The sequence below is a fragment of the Pseudomonas sp. genome, from assembly GCF_037994325.1.
Lineage (GTDB): Bacteria > Pseudomonadota > Gammaproteobacteria > Pseudomonadales > Pseudomonadaceae > Aquipseudomonas.
Map to the genome: position 1 here is coordinate 1 of NZ_JBBNAH010000048.1, position 16,154 is coordinate 16,154.

Genomic DNA, 16,154 nt, shown 5'->3' on the forward strand with positions numbered 1-16,154 from the left:
CACCCCGGCCGCGCGCGCCTGGTCGCCACCGTGCCAGATATCGGTGGCCAGGCGTTGCAGGTGGCGCTGGATGTGCAGCGCCCCAGCCATCTGGATTCGGTGAATCTAGTGGTGCCCTTTGCCGCGGGCGGTTTCCACGCCACGTCACGTCATGTTGGCCTGCCGGTTTCTGGCGACGTGCAACTAGGCGGCACGCACTACCGCTGCACGCCCGGGCAAAGCTTTGCCGCGCTAGACTTCGGCCGCGGCGTATGGCCGCTTAACACCTACTGGACCCGCGCCGCATTCGCTGCGCCTGGCGGCATTGCCGGCAACTTTGGTTCCGGCTGGACCGACAACACCGGACTGTCCGAAAACGCGCTGTGGTTTGGCGGTGAGCTGTTGCATGTCACCAGCCCGGTAACCATTGCCGGCAACCCACACAATCCGCTTGCCCCCTGGCAATTACACAGCGAAGACGAGCGCCTGAACCTGGTCTTCACACCCCGCCAACAGCATATTGCGCGCCCGCAACTCGGACCGTTCTACGCCGAAACCAAGCAGTGGTTCGGCCAGTTTGACGGCGTGCTGCGCGGCCCCAAAGGCGAGCGCGTACCGGTCGACGGCGCCCTCGGCTGGCTTGGCACCACCAACGCGCGCTGGTGATCCTCTTCCGTAGAGCGTGGTAACGATTTCGCCCGAGACAGGGAACCTGCCCGCCAGCACAACGCCTAAACTGCCGGAACAGTCCGCGGAGAAAGACCATGAATCGCAGTGAAACCGACAGCATTGGCGCCATCGACGTTCCTGAAGCGGCCTATTGGGGCGCGCAAACGCAACGTTCATTGATCAACTTTGCCATCGGCCAGGAACGTATGCCTCTGGCGGTGTTGCACGCACTGGCGCTGATCAAGAAAGCCGCCGCCCGGGTTAACGACCGCATTGGCGACCTGACGCCCGACATCGCCCGCTTGATCGAACAAGCCGCTGATGAGGTATTGGCGGGCAAGCTTGACGATCAATTCCCACTGGTGGTGTGGCAAACCGGCAGCGGCACGCAAAGCAATATGAACGTCAATGAGGTGATTGCTGGCCGCGCCAACGAACTGGCCGGCAAGGGCCGTGGCGGTAAAGCGCCGGTGCACCCCAACGATCACGTTAACCGCGCGCAAAGCTCCAACGACGCCTTCCCCACCGCCATGCATATCGCTACCGCACAAGCGGTGATGAACGACCTACTGCCAGCGATTGCCGAGCTATCCGGCGGCCTGGCTGAGCAGGCGGCGCGGCATATGAGCCTGGTGAAAACCGGCCGCACCCATATGATGGACGCCACCCCGGTCACCTTCGGCCAAGAGCTTTCGGCGTTTGTTGCGCAGTTGGGTTACGCCGATCGCGCCATACGAGCCGCCCTCCCCGCCGTCTGCGAATTGGCCCAAGGCGGTACCGCAGTAGGCACCGGGCTAAATTCACCAAAGGGTTTCGCCGAGGCAATTGCGGCGGAACTGACAGCCTTGTCCGGCTTGCCGTTGGTGTCTGCCCCCAACAAATTTGCCGCCCTGGCTGGCCATGAACCGCTGGTGACCCTGGCCGGCGCACTGAAAACACTGGCTGTGGCGCTGATGAAAATTGCCAACGACCTGCGCCTGCTCGGCTCCGGCCCACGCGCCGGCTTTGCTGAAGTGCGCCTGCCGGCCAACGAACCAGGCAGTTCGATCATGCCCGGCAAGGTCAACCCTACCCAGTGTGAGGCGCTGTCGATGCTGGCGTGTCAGGTAATGGGCAACGACACCACCATCACGTTTGCCGCCAGCCAGGGCCACCTGCAGCTCAACGTATTTAAGCCAGTAATCATCCATAACCTGCTGCAATCCATTCGTTTGCTGGCCGATGGCTGCCGCAACTTCAACAAGCACTGCGTAGAAGGTATGCAGCCGGACACAGAAAAAATGGCGGAACACCTGGAGCGCGGGCTGATGCTGGTGACCGCACTTAACCCGCACATCGGTTACGACAACGCAGCGAAAATCGCCAAGAAGGCCTACAGCGAAGGCACCACCCTGCGCGAAGCAGCATTGGAACTTGGGCTTTTGACTAACGAGCAGTTCGACCAATGGGTACGCCCGGAAAGCATGCTTGAGGCCGGAAGCCATGAGTGATGAGGTCAAGAGTGGTGCCACGCCACTGGAAGGCGACGGCAAACGCATCTTGCTGATTTTAGGTACGCCTAAAGCCGGCAGCTTTTGCCATTCACTGGCCGAGGCCTACACCCAAGGTGCGCGTATCCAGGGCCACGTAGTGCGGCAATTAAAGCTGGGCGAGATGCAGTTTGATCCGATCCTGCGCGACGGTTACGACCAAAGCCAGAACCTGGAAGCGGACTTGCTCGAAGCCCAGCGACAGATCCACTGGGCCGAGCATTTGGTATTTGTTTATCCGGTCTGGTGGGGCGGTATTCCGGCATTGCTGAAAGGCTTTTTCGACCGCACCTTTTTGCCCGGCTTCGCCTTCAAATACCGCAACCGCGGGCAACTGTGGGACAAGCTGCTCACTGGCCGCACGGCGGATTTATTGGTGACCATGGACACCCCAGCGTGGTACTTCCGCTGGATTTACGGCGCACCCGCGCACCGGCAGATGACCCGCACTATTCTCGGTTTTTGCGGGATCAAAACGCGGCGCCTGGCGCAGTTCTCGCCGATTCGGCCGTCCACGGAAACCCAGCGTCAGGCCTGGTTGCGCAAGGCCGAAGGATTGGGCTCAAGCGTGTAGGGTGTGCACCGCGCACCAGCGATTTGCGCGTAAACATGCTGGTGCGCACAGCACAGCCTACGGACGCTTTGTACCGGGGGCGCTACGCGCACGCAAACTCGCCATCAACGACGGTCCAATCGCCGTTACCGCCGAGCCCAACACCACCAACACCGCGCCCACGTAGGCCAGCCAGTTGATCTGTTCCGGGTGCACATGGTCGGGCCACAGGTGCGCGGCCACTGCCACCGAAGCAAAGGTCACCAACGGCGTAATCGCCAGCGTGGCGCTGACCCGCGAGCCCTCCCAATGCGCCAACGCTTCGGCGAAGGCACCGTAGGCCACCAGGGTATTCAGGCAGCACGCGACAAGCAGCCAGAATTGCAACGTGCTCAGTTGCAGCACTTGCAGCGGCTGCGCCCAAGGCGTGAGCAACGCGGCGCAGGCCAGGTAGATCACCATCATCACCTGCATGGAATTCCAGCGAGTCAGCAACTGCTTCTGCGCCAGGCCATAAAAGGTCCAGACAAAAGCCGCGAGCAACACGGTCAAAATCCCTACGGTGTAAGCGCCCAACGAAGTCAGCAGCTCGTGTAAGCGCTGGTTAAAGAACAAACCAAAACCGGCCACCAGCACACAGAGACCAATCGCCTGGCCCAGGCTGAAGCGCTCTTTAAACAGCCACACGCTGCCGAGTAGAAACAGTATCGGCGCCACCTGAATCACCAGTTGCGTGGTGCCGGGACTCAGCACTTTCAGCCCCAGTAAATAGAGCACGTAGTTGCCGATAAGGCCCAGTACTGCAACCACCAACAGCCCCCGACCATTGTTGCCAAGCAGACGAAAATCCGGGCGGCGTTTGGTCAGGCTTAGGTACGCCAGCAACAGCGTTCCGGAGACGATCAAGCGATACCAAGTGACGGTAATTGGGTCCATCACCTCGAGTACTTCTTTCAGTTGAATGGGCAACACGCCCCAGAGCACAGCGGTGAGCAGAGCAAGCATCAGGCCGTAGAGCCAACGGCCGGAAGAGATGTGCATGGCAGCCTCGGTAAGCAGACAAAACGCGTAGTGGCGACGTATCGCGCTACGGCGGAGCCCGCATTCTAGGCGGGCAGCGTGGGCTAACACAGCGACAGTTGGCGCAGCTTGCGCAGGTGAACTGTATGGCTTGCCCAAGGAGGCGCCATCGCACTGACGTCAAAAAACAATAAAATCGGCCAAAAAGCAGCCATCTACGGCGAAACCATAACCATCTATCGCATTAGCGAGTAAAAAAGCGCAATTTCAGCAGATCGGATTAGACTCAAAAACAGCCTACTCGCCTCAGGAGCTACTCCTATGTTCAGCCAACGCCAGCAAGACCCAGCAGCCGGTACCCACTACCGTAGCGAACGCGTTAGCGCGGTGAATGGGCAATATTTCTTTGCCACACGCGAAGGAACGCTTGAAGGTCCCTATTTCACCCGCGTTGATGCGGAGCGAGAAATCGCCATGTATGTGCGGCGCCAGATGCAGGGCGACGACATTCTCGAGGCGCGCACCTTTCAGGACCGTCATGGGGTGATTGGGCACTGATCGCCAGTGTGTAAGCCGCCGCAGCGACACCCTCGAGCGCTCGTGCAGTTTTTGCCGATGTTCGCTTGCCAATGCTCCACGGTTAGTCGCGGGCTTTTCAGTTGAAGGCTTCGCGGCTAACGCTATCCCCCTCATGTGAATGCCACTTCCCGACAAGCCAACCGATTTGGCGCTATGCTTGCGGCCATTCGTCGCCCTTTGGACAGGAAGCTTTTATGACTGCTGCTCGCCTGCTGCTCCCCCTCGGTATGGCCCTGTTGGCCGCCTGCGCCCAAACCCCCAGCAACGTCGCGGTGCAAGTGGATAAACAAAGCGATTGCCCCGCCAAGCTGCACGTTGGTCAGCAACTCATTGTCAGTCTTAGCAGCAACCCCACCACCGGCTTTCGCTGGCAGAGCAAAGACGCCGCCAGCGGTGTCTTGCGCAGCCTCGGTCCGGAGGTGTACAGCAACCCGGAGGATGCCGGCATTGTTGGCAGCGCCGGCGTGTCCACATGGCGCTATCAGGCCAGCGCAGCCGGTAGCGGCAAATTACTGATGACCTATCAGCGGCCCTGGGAACCCGAAGTAGCGCCAGCCGAAACCTTCGATTGCAGCATTACGGTTAAGTAACTGCCCGCACAGCCATTGGTACACAAGGGTATGGCAGCGCAGCCGCAGCTGGTTAAAATGGCGCCCTTTTTGAGCCAAGCGTAACCACCGTGAGCAAAGAACCCGACCGCCTTTTTGCGCAGCCCCTGCCGCACGTGCCCGACTTCACCTTTAACGAAGCCGTGGCGCGGGTGTTTCCGGACATGATCAAACGCTCGGTGCCGGGCTATCCGACCATTGTCGAAAACATCGGCGTGCTGGCCGCGCAATTCGCCCAGCCGCACAGCGTGCTCTACGACCTGGGCTGCTCGTTGGGTGCGGTGACCCAAGCGCTACGTCGTCACGTAACGTGCAGCGACTGCCGGGTGATTGCCGTGGATAACTCCAGCGCCATGGTGGAACGCTGCAGCGAATACCTGCATGCCCAGGACTCGATGTTCCAGGAGCTGCTGCCGGTAGAGGTCATTGAGGCCGATATCCTTGGCATGCAATTGCAGCCGGCCTCTCTGGTAGCACTGAACTTCACGCTGCAATTTATCCAGCCCGAACAACGCTTGCAGTTGCTCACGGGCATTCGCCAAGCCCTGTTGCCGGGCGGTGCGCTGATCCTCTCGGAAAAGCTGCGTTTTACCGATGAGCAGGAACATGACCTGCTTACTGACCTCCACATCGCCTTTAAACGTGCCAACGGCTACAGCGAGCTGGAAATTGCCCAGAAGCGCAACGCCATCGAAAACGTGATGAAACCTGACAGCCTCGAACAGCATCGCGAACGCCTGCTGGCCGCTGGCTTCAGCAAAGTGGTGCCCTGGTTCCAGTGCTTGAACTTCGCCTCTTTGATTGCCCTACCATGATCGACTTGAGCCCTCTAGTCTGCCACTTAGCGGGCACCCCGCTGGCTAACTGGGCGACCACCTTGCAAGCCCAGCTCGACAGCAAAATGGATAAAGGCCACGGCGACCTGGAGCGCTGGCAAGGCGCCTTGAACGCCCTGCCCGCTGTGCAGCCAACCCAGATTGATCTGCTTAACGGCCTGCTACTGGACTGCGATTGCGACGACGCCACCCGCGCGCAAATGCATACAGCGCTAATGGGATTGTCGCCTTGGCGCAAAGGGCCGTTCGATTTGTTCGGCGTGCATGTGGACACCGAATGGCGCTCGGACTGGAAATGGTCACGGGTCTCGCCCCACCTCGACTTACGCGGCAAACGCGTTCTCGACGTCGGCTGCGGCAACGGCTACTACCAGTGGCGCATGCTTGGCGCTGGCGCCGATAGCGTGATTGGCATCGACCCCAACTGGCTGTTCTTCTGCCAGTTCCAAGCGGTGCAACGCTACCTGCCAGAGCTACGCGCCTGGCACCTGCCGTTTGCCTTGGAAGACCTGCCGGCTGGGCTAGAAGGCTTCGACACCGTGTTTTCCATGGGCGTGTTCTACCACCGCCGCTCGCCTATCGAGCATTTGTTAGCGCTGAAAGATTGCCTGGTCAAAGGCGGCGAATTGGTGCTGGAAACCCTGGTGATCGAAGGCGACGTAAACCAGGTATTGGTACCAGAAGACCGCTACGCGCAGATGCGCAACGTATGGTTTCTGCCCTCGGTACCCGCGTTGGAGCTATGGCTACGTCGAGCGGGATTCAGCGGTGTGCGCTGCGTCGACGTCAGCATCACCAGCGTCGAAGAACAGCGCAGCACTGAGTGGATGCGCTATCAATCCCTCAGTCACTTCCTTGACCCCAACGACCACAGCAAAACCGTAGAAGGCTTACCGGCGCCGATGCGCGCGGTGATTACCGCCCGCAAATAGCGCATCAGCCGGGTTGGAGGTACTGAATTGTCGGACCGCCGCGTACACGGGACGACGGCGCCTTCCCCGCCATCACCGTCGTCCCCGCGCAGGCGGGGACCCAGAATGCTAGGCCAAACGGCTGTAGCGCCCCTTACTCAGCGATGGGCGGCCGCCACAATCAACTGCTTCATCTCGGCAACCGCCGACTTAAAGCCAACAAACAGCGCATGCGCCACCAACGCATGGCCGATGTTCAATTCGTTAACACCCTTGATCGCCGCCACCGCCTCAACGTTGTGGTAGTGCAAGCCATGGCCAGCGTTAACGATCAACCCTTGAGCCAAACCAAACGCCACGCCATCGGCAATGCGCTTGAGCTCCTCAGCCGTCTCGGTCGGTGTATGCGCGTCGGCATAGCGGCCGGTGTGCAGTTCGATGGCGGGTGCGCCGATACGGCGTGAGGCTTCGATCTGGCGCTCGTCAGCGTCAATAAACAACGACACTTCGCAGCCCAAACGTGCCAGACGCTCCACCGCTGCCTTGATCCGCGCTTCCTGCCCGGCTACGTCCAAACCGCCTTCGGTGGTCAGCTCTTGGCGGGTTTCCGGCACCAAACAGATATGCGCGGGGCGAATACGCTCGGCGAAGGTGAGCATTTCTTCGGTCACGCCCATTTCAAAGTTCATCCGCGTTTGCAGCACGTCCTTGAGCAGCAATACATCGCGCTCTTGGATATGGCGGCGGTCTTCGCGCAGGTGCACGGTGATGCCATCGGCGCCGGCTTCTTCGGCGTCCAGCGCGGCTTTCACCGGGTCGGGATAGCGGGTGCCACGGGCCTGACGCAGGGTGGCGACATGGTCGATATTCACGCCCAACAAGATGCGATTGGCGTCAGTCACGGGGTGGCTCCTTTAAGGTCATAAACAATTCGCGGCTAACCAGCGGTCGGCCACCTAAATGAGGGGCAAGGGCTTGGCGCATCAGGCGCTTAGCGGCTGCCAAGGCGCCAGGCGCAGTCCAGTCCGCCTCGGCCATGGCCAGTAACTCCACGCCTTGAAACAAACCGGGCTGAAACAGCTGTACCGGCTCAAGGCCGGAGTCTGGTAGCAAACGGTAAAGCTGATCGGCGATCACCGGCTGACCGTGCAGGTCTTCGGCAAGGGCAAAACCATACCCCAGCTCATCCAGCAGACGCCATTCGAATGCACGCAGTAGCGGCTCCAGCGCGCGGCCGGCGGCAAGCGCTTCGAGGGTCGCCGCGTAGTGATCGAACAAAATGGGATGGGGGTCTTCGGCGGGCAACAAGCGCAGAATCAGTTCATTCAGATACAGGCCACTGAACAGCGCTTCACCATGCAGCCAGCGCGGAATACCGGCAGCCTCCAGGCGGCCGACATTCTTCAATTCGCCCCGACCGCGGAACTCCACTTCCACCGGCACGAAAGGCCGCGCCAGGGTGCCGGCTTTGCCGCGAGCACCACGCAATACCGCACGCAGACGGCCCTGAGGAGTAAGGAAGTCCACCAGCGCGCTGCTTTCGCGATAGGCCCGGCTATGCAGGATAAAAGCCGGTTGCGCGCTGTTTAGCATGGAAGACTCGATAGGGAAAAAGCTTAGAGGTCGGCGTAACCCAGCGAACGCAGAGCGCGTTCGTCGTCGGACCAGCCGCCTTTGACTTTCACCCACAGGTTGAGCATGACCTTGGAGTCGAACAGCACCTCCATGTCTTTGCGTGCGTCCATGCCGATGCGTTTAATCCGCTCACCCTTGTCGCCAATGATGATTTTCTTCTGGCCGTCACGCTCCACCAGAATCAAGGCGTGGATATGCAGGGTTTTGCCTTGCTGCTTGAACTCTTCGATTTCGACGGTGATCTGGTACGGCAGCTCAGCGCCCAACTGACGCATGATTTTTTCCCGGACCAGCTCAGCGGCCAGGAAACGGCTGCTACGGTCGGTGATCTGGTCTTCCGGAAAGAAGTGATCGTTTTCCGGCAAGTGGTTACTGATCAAACCTTCCAGCGCTTCCAGGTTATGCCCGTGCTGCGCGGAAATTGGCACGATCTGGGCGTTTGGCAGTTGGCTTTGCAACCACTCCAGGTGCGGCATCAGATCGGACTTATCTTCGATGCGGTCAGTCTTATTGATTGCCACAATCACCGGGCCCTGCACGTATTGCACACGTTCGAGGACCATCTGATCTTCGTCGGTCCAACGGGTGCGCTCAACTACGAAGATCACCACGTCGACGTCCTTGAGGGCGGCCGAGGCAGTTTTGTTCATATAGCGATTGAGGGCTTTCTCGCCGTTTTTGTGCATGCCGGGGGTATCGACGTAGATAGCCTGGATCGACCCTTCCGTCTTGATGCCAAGCATATTGTGGCGAGTGGTCTGCGGCTTGCGCGAGGTGATCGCCAGCTTTTGCCCAAGGATGTGGTTAAGCAGCGTCGACTTGCCCACGTTGGGCCGGCCAACAATGGCGACATAGCCACAGCGTGTTGCAGTTGAATCAGTCATGGCCATTCTCCACACCAAGGGCGATCAAAGCGGCGGCCGCAGCCACCTGTTCGGCGATACGGCGACTGGCGCCCTGCCCTATGGTCTTGTCATTCAATAAGGTGATCTGGCATTCGACAACAAACATCCGACAGTGCGGATCACCTTGGATATCCACCACTTCGTAGCGCGGCAAGTCACAGCCGCGCGACTGCAGAAACTCCTGCAGGCGGGTTTTCGGGTCTTTGTTGGTGTCGACCAAGGTCAGACCGTCCAGCTCAGAGCTTAGCCAGGCCAACACGCGTTCACGCGCCGCTTGCATACCAGCGTCGAGGTAAATGGCGCCGATCAAGGCTTCCAACGCGTCAGCCAGAATCGACTCGCGGCGAAACCCACCACTCTTCAATTCGCCGGACCCCAAACGCAAGTACTCGCCAAGGTCAAAGCCACGAGCCAGAACGGCTAGGGTTTCACCCTTTACCAAGCGCGCGCGCAAACGTGAAAGCTGGCCTTCGCGCGCTTGAGGAAAGCGCTCGAATAACGCTTCACCGGCGACGAAGTTGAGAATGGCATCACCGAGGAACTCCAGACGCTCATTGTTGCGCCCGGCAAAACTGCGGTGGGTGAGAGCCAGGATCATCAGCTCCTGGTCTTGAAAGGTATAGCCGAGCTGACGCTCTAAACGACTCAGTGCTGCACTCACGGCATACGCACGCGATATTCTTTGTCGAAACGAGCGACGAGATCGAGGTTTTGAATCAGCGCTTCACGGGTTTCGTATTTCAAGTGCACACGGAACTCGTTGTTGTCCAATTTCACTTCCATGGCCTTTTCCAAGTCTATGCCGGTAATGGCATTGACGGTCATGGCCTTGCGCACATGAGCATAAAAGTCAGGGATGCTACGTACATCGGCGACTTTGTCGGTTTCAATGCCGGTAATGGTTTTTTCCAATGCCGCGTTATCCATGTAATGAGGGAACATTTTGAACCCCGCACTGGCGAAAAACGCCACCACAGCAGCGGTGATCATCCACCCCAACAACCCCATACCCTTCTGCGAACGCGCAAACGTCATGTTTGACCTCAGTGTTGGCAATTTTTTAAGCCCTGGCCTCTGCGGGCCTGACTATATATAGCGCGCGGCGCTGCTTTTAGCAGCGCCGACGGATCAGTGAATCAGCCCAACCCGTGACAGGGTCGGCACGTTGTGCAATTTCGGATCGGCCCAGCTCAACCACACAGCGAAGGCTTTGCCGACGATATTCTTGTCCGGCACCATGCCCAGCAGTTCTTTTGGAATCTTCGGATCGTTCCAGTAGCGACTGTCGTTCGAGTTGTCGCGGTTGTCGCCCATCATGAAGTAGTGCCCGGCTGGCACTGTCCACTCGCTGCCGGGGTCGGCGCGGTAGCGGTTCATTTCGATGCGGATCAGATGCTCGACGTCGCCAAGTTTTTCTTTGTACAGCGTGGCACTACCCAACGAGCCGGGCTCTTCACCCACCAGTTGTTTGGCCACCGATTCACCATTAACGAACAGTTGCTTGTCGGCGGTGTAGCGAATCTTATCGCCCGGCAGCCCAACTACTCGCTTGATGTAGTTAACGGTGGGCTCACTCGGGTAGCGAAACACCATTACATCACCGCGCTGTGGGTCACCCACTTCGATGACCTTGGTGTCGAGAACCGGCAGGCGAATGCCATAAGCAAACTTGTTAACCAGAATGAAATCGCCCACTTCCAAGGTCGGTTTCATCGAGCCAGACGGAATCTGGAACGGCTCAACCAGAAATGAGCGCAGCACCAACACAATCGCCAGCACCGGAAAGAACGACTTGCCGTACTCAACCAGCAACGGCTCGCGGTTGAGCTGATCGAGTACAACCTGATCAGACTCAGCCACTTGCCCCTGATACGTCGCTACAGCCGCCCGGCGACGTGGTGCCAACAGCACCAGATCAACCAGCGCCAGCGCACCACAAACGGCTACAGCGATAACCAACAACAGCGGAAAATTGAACGACATAGGTATTAACCATCCAACCTGAGCACTGCAAGGAAGGCTTCTTGTGGAATTTCCACGTTGCCAACTTGCTTCATCCGTTTTTTACCGGCTTTCTGCTTTTCAAGCAGTTTGCGCTTACGGCTGACGTCACCGCCGTAGCACTTGGCCAATACGTTCTTGCGCAGCGCCTTAACCGTGGTACGGGCCACAATCTGCCCGCCGATAGCAGCCTGAATGGCCACATCGAACATCTGCCGCGGGATCAACTCTTTCATTTTCTCGGTCAACGCACGGCCTTTGTAGTGCGCGTTGTCGCGATGCACGATCAACGCCAAGGCATCGACCTTATCGCCGTTGATCAGTACGTCCAGCTTGACCAGATTAGCCGACTGATAACGGTCAAAGTGGTAGTCCAGCGAGGCATAACCACGACTGGTGGACTTCAGGCGATCAAAGAAATCCAACACCACTTCGTTCATCGGCAGGTCGTAGCTAACCTGAACCTGGGTGCCGAGGAACAGCATATCGCGCTGCACGCCGCGCTTTTCGATACACAGGGTGATGACGTTGCCCAAATGTTCCTGCGGCACCAGGATATTGGCGCGCACGATTGGCTCGCGCATATCCTCGATAGCCGACAAATCTGGAAGCTTCGACGGGTTGTCAACGTAGATGGTTTCGCCATTTTTCAGCAGCAGCTCGAAGATTACCGTCGGCGCTGTGGTGATCAGATCCAGGTCGTACTCGCGCTCTAGGCGCTCCTGAATAATCTCCATGTGCAGCATGCCAAGGAAGCCGCAACGGAAACCAAAGCCCAAGGCGTCAGAGCTTTCTGGCAGGTATTGCAGAGACGAGTCGTTAAGCGTCAGCTTTTGCAGCGCTTCACGGAAGTCTTCAAAGTCATCCGAGCTAACCGGGAACAAGCCGGCATAAACCTGCGGCTGAATGCGCTTAAAGCCTGGTAGCACGTCGACGTCTGGCGTGGAGCTGAGGGTCAGCGTGTCACCCACTGGCGCGCCGTGAATGTCTTTGATGCCAGCGATGATAAAGCCCACTTCACCCGCTTTAAGGTCAACGGTGGCCGTGTGTTTAGGGGTAAATACACCGACGCTGTCCACCAAATGGATTTTGCCGGTGGACTTGACCAGAATCTTGTCGCCCTTCTTCACGCAGCCATGGCGCACACGCACCAGGGAAACAACGCCCAGGTAGTTGTCGAACCAAGAGTCGATGATCAGCGCTTGCAGGGGGTCTTCGATATTGCCAGTTGGCGCTGGAATGGTGGCTACCAGACGCTCGAGCACTTCGTCGACACCCATACCGCTTTTGGCGCTACAAGCCACGGCATCAGTGGCATCAATGCCGATGATTTTCTCGATTTCTTCCTTCACCCGGTCCGGATCGGCCTGGGGCAAGTCCATCTTGTTCAGCACGGGCATAACTTCCAGCCCCTGCTCGATGGCGGTGTAGCAGTTGGCAACCGACTGCGCTTCAACGCCTTGACCGGCGTCGACCACCAGCAAAGCGCCCTCACAGGCTGCCAGCGAACGGCTGACTTCATAGGTGAAGTCAACGTGGCCTGGGGTGTCGATGAAGTTCAGTTGGTAGGTTTTGCCGTCGCGAGCCTTGTAATGCAAGGTAACGCTGTGGGCCTTGATGGTGATGCCGCGCTCACGCTCAAGGTCCATGGAGTCGAGGACTTGGGCTTCCATTTCGCGTTCGGACAAGCCGCCGCACATTTGGATAAAACGGTCGGCCAGGGTCGATTTGCCGTGGTCGATGTGGGCGATGATGGAGAAATTACGGATATGACTCAGGTCACTCACGGATCAACACTCAAAAAGGCCGCAGGCAGACTGCCCGCCGAAAAATAGCCGGGAAGTGTACCCGATCGGCGGCGCGGGCGTCACCCGTGCTGCTGAGCGGCGCCCATGAAAAAGGGCGGTATAAACCGCCCTTCTGTGCCTTACCGAGCAAGCGTCATTCCGACAACTTGAAGGTAATAAAGCTGGCACGCCCTTCACGCAGTACGCGCATCGACACCGAACGGTTCTTCGGCAGCGCCTGAGCAACCTGAGTGAAGGTCTTGGCCGAATCAATGGCCTGGTTATTCAAGTGAGTGATAACGTCGCCAGGACGCAGGCCGATCAAGGCCGCAGGACCGTCCTGAACTTCCTTGATGACCACGCCACCTTTGAGATCCAGCGACTTGCGCTCATCCGCGCTGAGCTCGGCAACTTTGACGCCCATGCGATTGCTATTGCGCTCGACAGCCGACTCGCCACCACCATTGGCAGCTACTTCGCCGTCTTCAGCCGGCAAGTTGCCGACAGTCAGCTCCAGCTTTTTGCGCGAGCCTTCACGAATCACTTCCAGCTCGGCTTTGGCGCCCGCTTTCATACGGCCTACCAAGTGCGGCAGGTCCGCCGACATGATGATCGGCTGGCCATTGAGGCTCAGAATCACATCACCGACTTGCAAACCGCCTTTGGCCGCAGGGCCGTCTTCCATTACCTGGGCCACCAGCGCACCGGCCGGTTTGTCGAGACCGAACGACTCAGCCAGGTCTTTATTGACCTCCTGAATCACCACACCCAGCCAGCCACGGCTGACCTTGCCGTCGGTTTTCAATTGATTGGCTACATCCATCGCCACATCCATCGGGATGGCGAACGACAGGCCCATAAAACCGCCGGAACGAGTGAAAATCTGCGAGTTGATACCGATCACTTCGCCATTCAGGTTGAACAACGGACCACCGGAGTTACCTGGATTGATCGCTACGTCAGTCTGAATAAACGGCACATAGCTTTCATTTGGCAGGCTACGGCCTTTGGCGCTAACAATACCGGCAGTGGCGGAATGGTCGAAACCAAAGGGCGAGCCGATCGCCAACACCCAGGCACCGACCTTCAACTCTTCAGACTTACCAATCTTCACCACCGGAAGGTTCTTACCTTCAACCTTGAGCAATGCCACATCAGTGCGCGGATCGGCACCGATCAGCTTGGCTTTCAGCTCGCTGCGATCAGAGAGACGCACGATGATTTCATCAGCACCGCTCACCACGTGGTTGTTGGTCAGCACATAACCATCAGGGGAGATAATAAAGCCCGACCCTAGAGACTGTGCGCCGCGCTGCTGCTGACGGCCTTGCGGGCTACGCGGCTGTTGCTGAGGAAGGTTACGTTCAAAAAACTCGCGAAAACCAGGCGGCAACCCTTCTAGATCAGGAATGCCCGATTGAGCGTTACCCGCGACTTGATCCGGGACTTTTTGCGTGGTGCTGATATTCACCACGGCAGGGGCAGCAGCTTCAACCAGTGTGGTGAAGTCAGGCAACTCAGCATGGGCAGCAACGCTCTGCCCCAGTAAAAACAACGTCAAGAACGCAGATAAGCCAGATTTCAGGCTAAGCATCGACTTCAGCTCCCATTAAGGACCAGCAAATACCACATGAATTGTCGCGCTCAGTCAGCGCGACATACGACTCTATGGCTAGCATGCGCAGCGCAATAACAGCGCAGGCACGAAAAACTCGACAGCTTATTGCGCCGCCTGCATATCCCCAGCACGCATCGACAACGCAACACGCTCGGCGGTCCCCAACGGAATTTCGCCAATAACCGTCACCATTACATCTCCGGACGCGGTGGGGATGCGTTTGGAAACTGCGACCGTAGGGCCCAACTGGGTACGAGCATCTTCTACGGTCGCGCCGTGAAGCGGCTCAAGAAAAACAGAAAAGCGCGCCAGCCCGTCGCCATACATCAGGCAGGCGACAGGTTCGGACGACACCACACTGTGGCGCTCAACCGCACTATTCAAATCGAAACCCGGCGGCAGCCACTCGGAATGCCACGCTTTAGGATCAATCCCTTTGGTCTCAGCAAAACGCACAGGTTGGCAGGTTGCGCCAGGCTTAAGGTCAGCGTCGGCGGGCGCGCTCATATCAATGCTAGAAAACTGAAAGCGCTCAAGTAACTGGCCCTTTTCGTTGAGGAGCAGGGATTTCAGCGGCAATCCGGTTTCGCGATCCAAATGCAGCTCGAAACCATACCGGTGCTGGTCACGCGGCAACACAGCCAACACCACGGCATCGCGACCCGCCACACGGGATTCGCCAATTACGCGCAAGTCGTACCAGGCGGCGAGCTGTTTGGGATCTAGGGCACGAGCCGGCCAATTCTGACCATCGGAGACTTGATCAGCCAGACCACCGCTGACGCATTCGGTGCGGCCGTTAACGCGCAGCACCTCTTGCACAGGACCATCAAGCTGTAAAAGACGCTCACGCACCTGCGCATCACCAGAAGCCTGATGCCAAATTGTGTGAGTGGAGAAACTGCCGTTACGCTCATAGACGAACGTACCGTGAAAACTTTGTTGCTGTTCCGCCTCAGCGAGGCGGCCCAACCAATCTTGCGCATCGGTGGCGTGTACTGGAAGGGCCAGAACGCCACCTAGCAATAGCAGGGAGGAAAGTCCGCGCATGATCCTCCTCAGCGGTTTTCCAGACTTGCAGCACGCGCGTAAGGCAGCACACCATCAGACGTGCTCATTGCTGCCTGCTGAGCGTGTTGACGCAGATAACCTGGCAGACGCTGCTCATGCCAGTTCAGCTGGCTTGGACGCACGGCCTTGGACTGCTGCGCCGACACCGGCTCGGAGCTTTCGGTGTAACCGGCCAACAGCGCCGCGCCTTGCACCTGTGGCATTGGCAGCGTTGGCTGCACGTTGTTCTGGGCCAATTGGGTGCCCATCACTTCGTCCTGGTTGTACAGACGTACACCGGCCAGCACTGCCAAGGTCACCGAGGCGGCTACCGCCAGGCGACCCAAACCACGCCAGCGATTAGCTACCACTGCCACTGGCGCGGCAACCGGAGAAGCTTCATCGGCCAGCGCCTTGGAAACCGCAGCAGCGATATCAAGGTTCGGTACCAACAAGTCTTTGTGCATAACAGCA

At 58.5% G+C, this 16,154-nt stretch carries 18 protein-coding genes; 7 read left to right on the top strand and 11 right to left on the bottom strand.

What is annotated here, in order from left to right:
• From AAAB16_RS01465 to AAAB16_RS01475, 3 genes are all read left to right on the top strand, one after another.
• Positions 1–645, top strand: a 645-nt coding sequence (locus AAAB16_RS01465) for a DUF2804 domain-containing protein (RefSeq protein ID WP_340661735.1), incomplete at its 5' end; no start/stop codon positions are given.
• 98 nt (positions 646–743) lie between these two features.
• Entirely contained in the window at positions 744–2,138 is a 1,395-nt protein-coding gene (locus tag AAAB16_RS01470) for a class II fumarate hydratase (protein ID WP_340661736.1), read from the top strand.
• Positions 2,131–2,751 carry an NAD(P)H-dependent oxidoreductase gene (locus AAAB16_RS01475; protein WP_340661737.1) on the top strand — a complete coding sequence of 207 codons (621 nt, stop codon included), beginning with the start codon at positions 2,131–2,133 and terminating at the stop codon, positions 2,749–2,751. Before AAAB16_RS01470 ends, AAAB16_RS01475 begins: the two co-directional genes overlap by 8 nt.
• A 57-nt stretch (positions 2,752–2,808) precedes the next feature.
• Here AAAB16_RS01475 and AAAB16_RS01480 read toward each other — a convergent pair whose 3' ends face one another.
• The gene (locus AAAB16_RS01480; protein ID WP_340661738.1) at positions 2,809–3,771 is read right to left on the bottom strand and encodes a DMT family transporter; all 963 of its coding nucleotides are present in this window, start codon (positions 3,769–3,771) and stop codon (positions 2,809–2,811) included.
• Between the two features lie 300 nt (positions 3,772–4,071).
• Between AAAB16_RS01480 and AAAB16_RS01485 the strand changes: the two genes are divergently transcribed.
• The 4 genes from AAAB16_RS01485 to cmoB all read left to right on the top strand — a co-directional run bounded on the left by AAAB16_RS01485 (position 4,072) and on the right by cmoB (position 6,705).
• Positions 4,072–4,308, top strand: a complete 237-nt coding sequence (locus tag AAAB16_RS01485; RefSeq protein WP_340661739.1) for a DUF6316 family protein — start codon at positions 4,072–4,074, stop codon at positions 4,306–4,308.
• Between the two features lie 215 nt (positions 4,309–4,523).
• The gene (locus AAAB16_RS01490) at positions 4,524–4,919 is read left to right on the top strand and encodes a protease inhibitor I42 family protein (RefSeq protein WP_340661740.1); all 396 of its coding nucleotides are present in this window, start codon (positions 4,524–4,526) and stop codon (positions 4,917–4,919) included.
• 89 nt (positions 4,920–5,008) lie between these two features.
• The gene (cmoA, locus tag AAAB16_RS01495) at positions 5,009–5,752 is read left to right on the top strand and encodes a carboxy-S-adenosyl-L-methionine synthase CmoA (protein WP_340661741.1); all 744 of its coding nucleotides are present in this window, start codon (positions 5,009–5,011) and stop codon (positions 5,750–5,752) included.
• Positions 5,749–6,705 carry a tRNA 5-methoxyuridine(34)/uridine 5-oxyacetic acid(34) synthase CmoB gene (cmoB, locus tag AAAB16_RS01500; protein ID WP_340661742.1) on the top strand — a complete coding sequence of 319 codons (957 nt, stop codon included), beginning with the start codon at positions 5,749–5,751 and terminating at the stop codon, positions 6,703–6,705. Before cmoA ends, cmoB begins: the two co-directional genes overlap by 4 nt.
• Before the next feature lie 137 nt (positions 6,706–6,842).
• Here the strand turns inward: cmoB and pdxJ are convergent, their stop codons facing one another.
• The 10 genes from pdxJ to AAAB16_RS01550 all read right to left on the bottom strand — a co-directional run.
• Complete coding sequence (gene pdxJ / locus AAAB16_RS01505; protein WP_340661743.1) at positions 6,843–7,586, bottom strand: pyridoxine 5'-phosphate synthase; 744 nt, start codon at positions 7,584–7,586, stop codon at positions 6,843–6,845.
• On the bottom strand, positions 7,579–8,277 hold the full coding sequence (gene recO / locus AAAB16_RS01510) for a DNA repair protein RecO (RefSeq protein ID WP_340661744.1): 699 nt from the start codon (positions 8,275–8,277) through the stop codon (positions 7,579–7,581). The genes pdxJ and recO overlap by 8 nt, the downstream gene beginning before the upstream one ends.
• Before the next feature lie 23 nt (positions 8,278–8,300).
• Positions 8,301–9,203, bottom strand: a complete 903-nt coding sequence (gene era, locus AAAB16_RS01515) for a GTPase Era (RefSeq protein WP_340661745.1) — start codon at positions 9,201–9,203, stop codon at positions 8,301–8,303.
• On the bottom strand, positions 9,196–9,885 hold the full coding sequence (gene rnc, locus AAAB16_RS01520) for a ribonuclease III (protein ID WP_110616342.1): 690 nt from the start codon (positions 9,883–9,885) through the stop codon (positions 9,196–9,198). Before rnc ends, era begins: the two co-directional genes overlap by 8 nt.
• The gene (locus AAAB16_RS01525; protein WP_110616341.1) at positions 9,882–10,259 is read right to left on the bottom strand and encodes a DUF4845 domain-containing protein; all 378 of its coding nucleotides are present in this window, start codon (positions 10,257–10,259) and stop codon (positions 9,882–9,884) included. Before AAAB16_RS01525 ends, rnc begins: the two co-directional genes overlap by 4 nt.
• A 93-nt stretch (positions 10,260–10,352) precedes the next feature.
• A complete protein-coding gene (gene lepB, locus AAAB16_RS01530; protein ID WP_340661746.1) occupies positions 10,353–11,207 on the bottom strand; it encodes a signal peptidase I in 855 nt (284 codons plus the stop codon).
• Between the two features lie 5 nt (positions 11,208–11,212).
• Positions 11,213–13,012 carry a translation elongation factor 4 gene (lepA, locus tag AAAB16_RS01535; protein ID WP_108095473.1) on the bottom strand — a complete coding sequence of 600 codons (1,800 nt, stop codon included), beginning with the start codon at positions 13,010–13,012 and terminating at the stop codon, positions 11,213–11,215.
• A 154-nt stretch (positions 13,013–13,166) separates the two neighbouring features.
• Positions 13,167–14,606, bottom strand: coding sequence for a DegQ family serine endoprotease (locus AAAB16_RS01540; protein WP_340661747.1), 1,440 nt, complete (start codon positions 14,604–14,606; stop codon positions 13,167–13,169).
• Positions 14,607–14,732: 126 nt separating this feature from the next.
• Entirely contained in the window at positions 14,733–15,680 is a 948-nt protein-coding gene (locus AAAB16_RS01545; protein ID WP_340661748.1) for a MucB/RseB C-terminal domain-containing protein, read from the bottom strand.
• 8 nt (positions 15,681–15,688) lie between these two features.
• Positions 15,689–16,154 (bottom strand): anti sigma-E factor RseA C-terminal domain-containing protein (locus tag AAAB16_RS01550; protein WP_340661749.1); only part of this gene is annotated, 466 nt, incomplete at its 5' end.

Bases quoted from the DNA above. Each gene is read 5' to 3' on its own strand.
- AAAB16_RS01470 (WP_340661736.1), top strand. From the start codon at position 744: ATGAATCGCAGTGAAACCGACAGCATTGGCGCCATCGACGTTCCTGAA.
- AAAB16_RS01475 (WP_340661737.1), top strand. From the start codon at position 2,131: ATGAGTGATGAGGTCAAGAGTGGTGCCACGCCACTGGAAGGCGACGGC.
- AAAB16_RS01480 (WP_340661738.1), bottom strand. From the start codon at position 3,771: ATGCACATCTCTTCCGGCCGTTGGCTCTACGGCCTGATGCTTGCTCTG.
- AAAB16_RS01485 (WP_340661739.1), top strand. From the start codon at position 4,072: ATGTTCAGCCAACGCCAGCAAGACCCAGCAGCCGGTACCCACTACCGT.
- AAAB16_RS01490 (WP_340661740.1), top strand. From the start codon at position 4,524: ATGACTGCTGCTCGCCTGCTGCTCCCCCTCGGTATGGCCCTGTTGGCC.
- cmoB (WP_340661742.1), top strand. From the start codon at position 5,749: ATGATCGACTTGAGCCCTCTAGTCTGCCACTTAGCGGGCACCCCGCTG.
- recO (WP_340661744.1), bottom strand. From the start codon at position 8,277: ATGCTAAACAGCGCGCAACCGGCTTTTATCCTGCATAGCCGGGCCTAT.
- era (WP_340661745.1), bottom strand. From the start codon at position 9,203: ATGACTGATTCAACTGCAACACGCTGTGGCTATGTCGCCATTGTTGGC.
- AAAB16_RS01525 (WP_110616341.1), bottom strand. From the start codon at position 10,259: ATGACGTTTGCGCGTTCGCAGAAGGGTATGGGGTTGTTGGGGTGGATG.
- lepB (WP_340661746.1), bottom strand. From the start codon at position 11,207: ATGTCGTTCAATTTTCCGCTGTTGTTGGTTATCGCTGTAGCCGTTTGT.
- AAAB16_RS01540 (WP_340661747.1), bottom strand. From the start codon at position 14,606: ATGCTTAGCCTGAAATCTGGCTTATCTGCGTTCTTGACGTTGTTTTTA.
- AAAB16_RS01545 (WP_340661748.1), bottom strand. From the start codon at position 15,680: ATGCGCGGACTTTCCTCCCTGCTATTGCTAGGTGGCGTTCTGGCCCTT.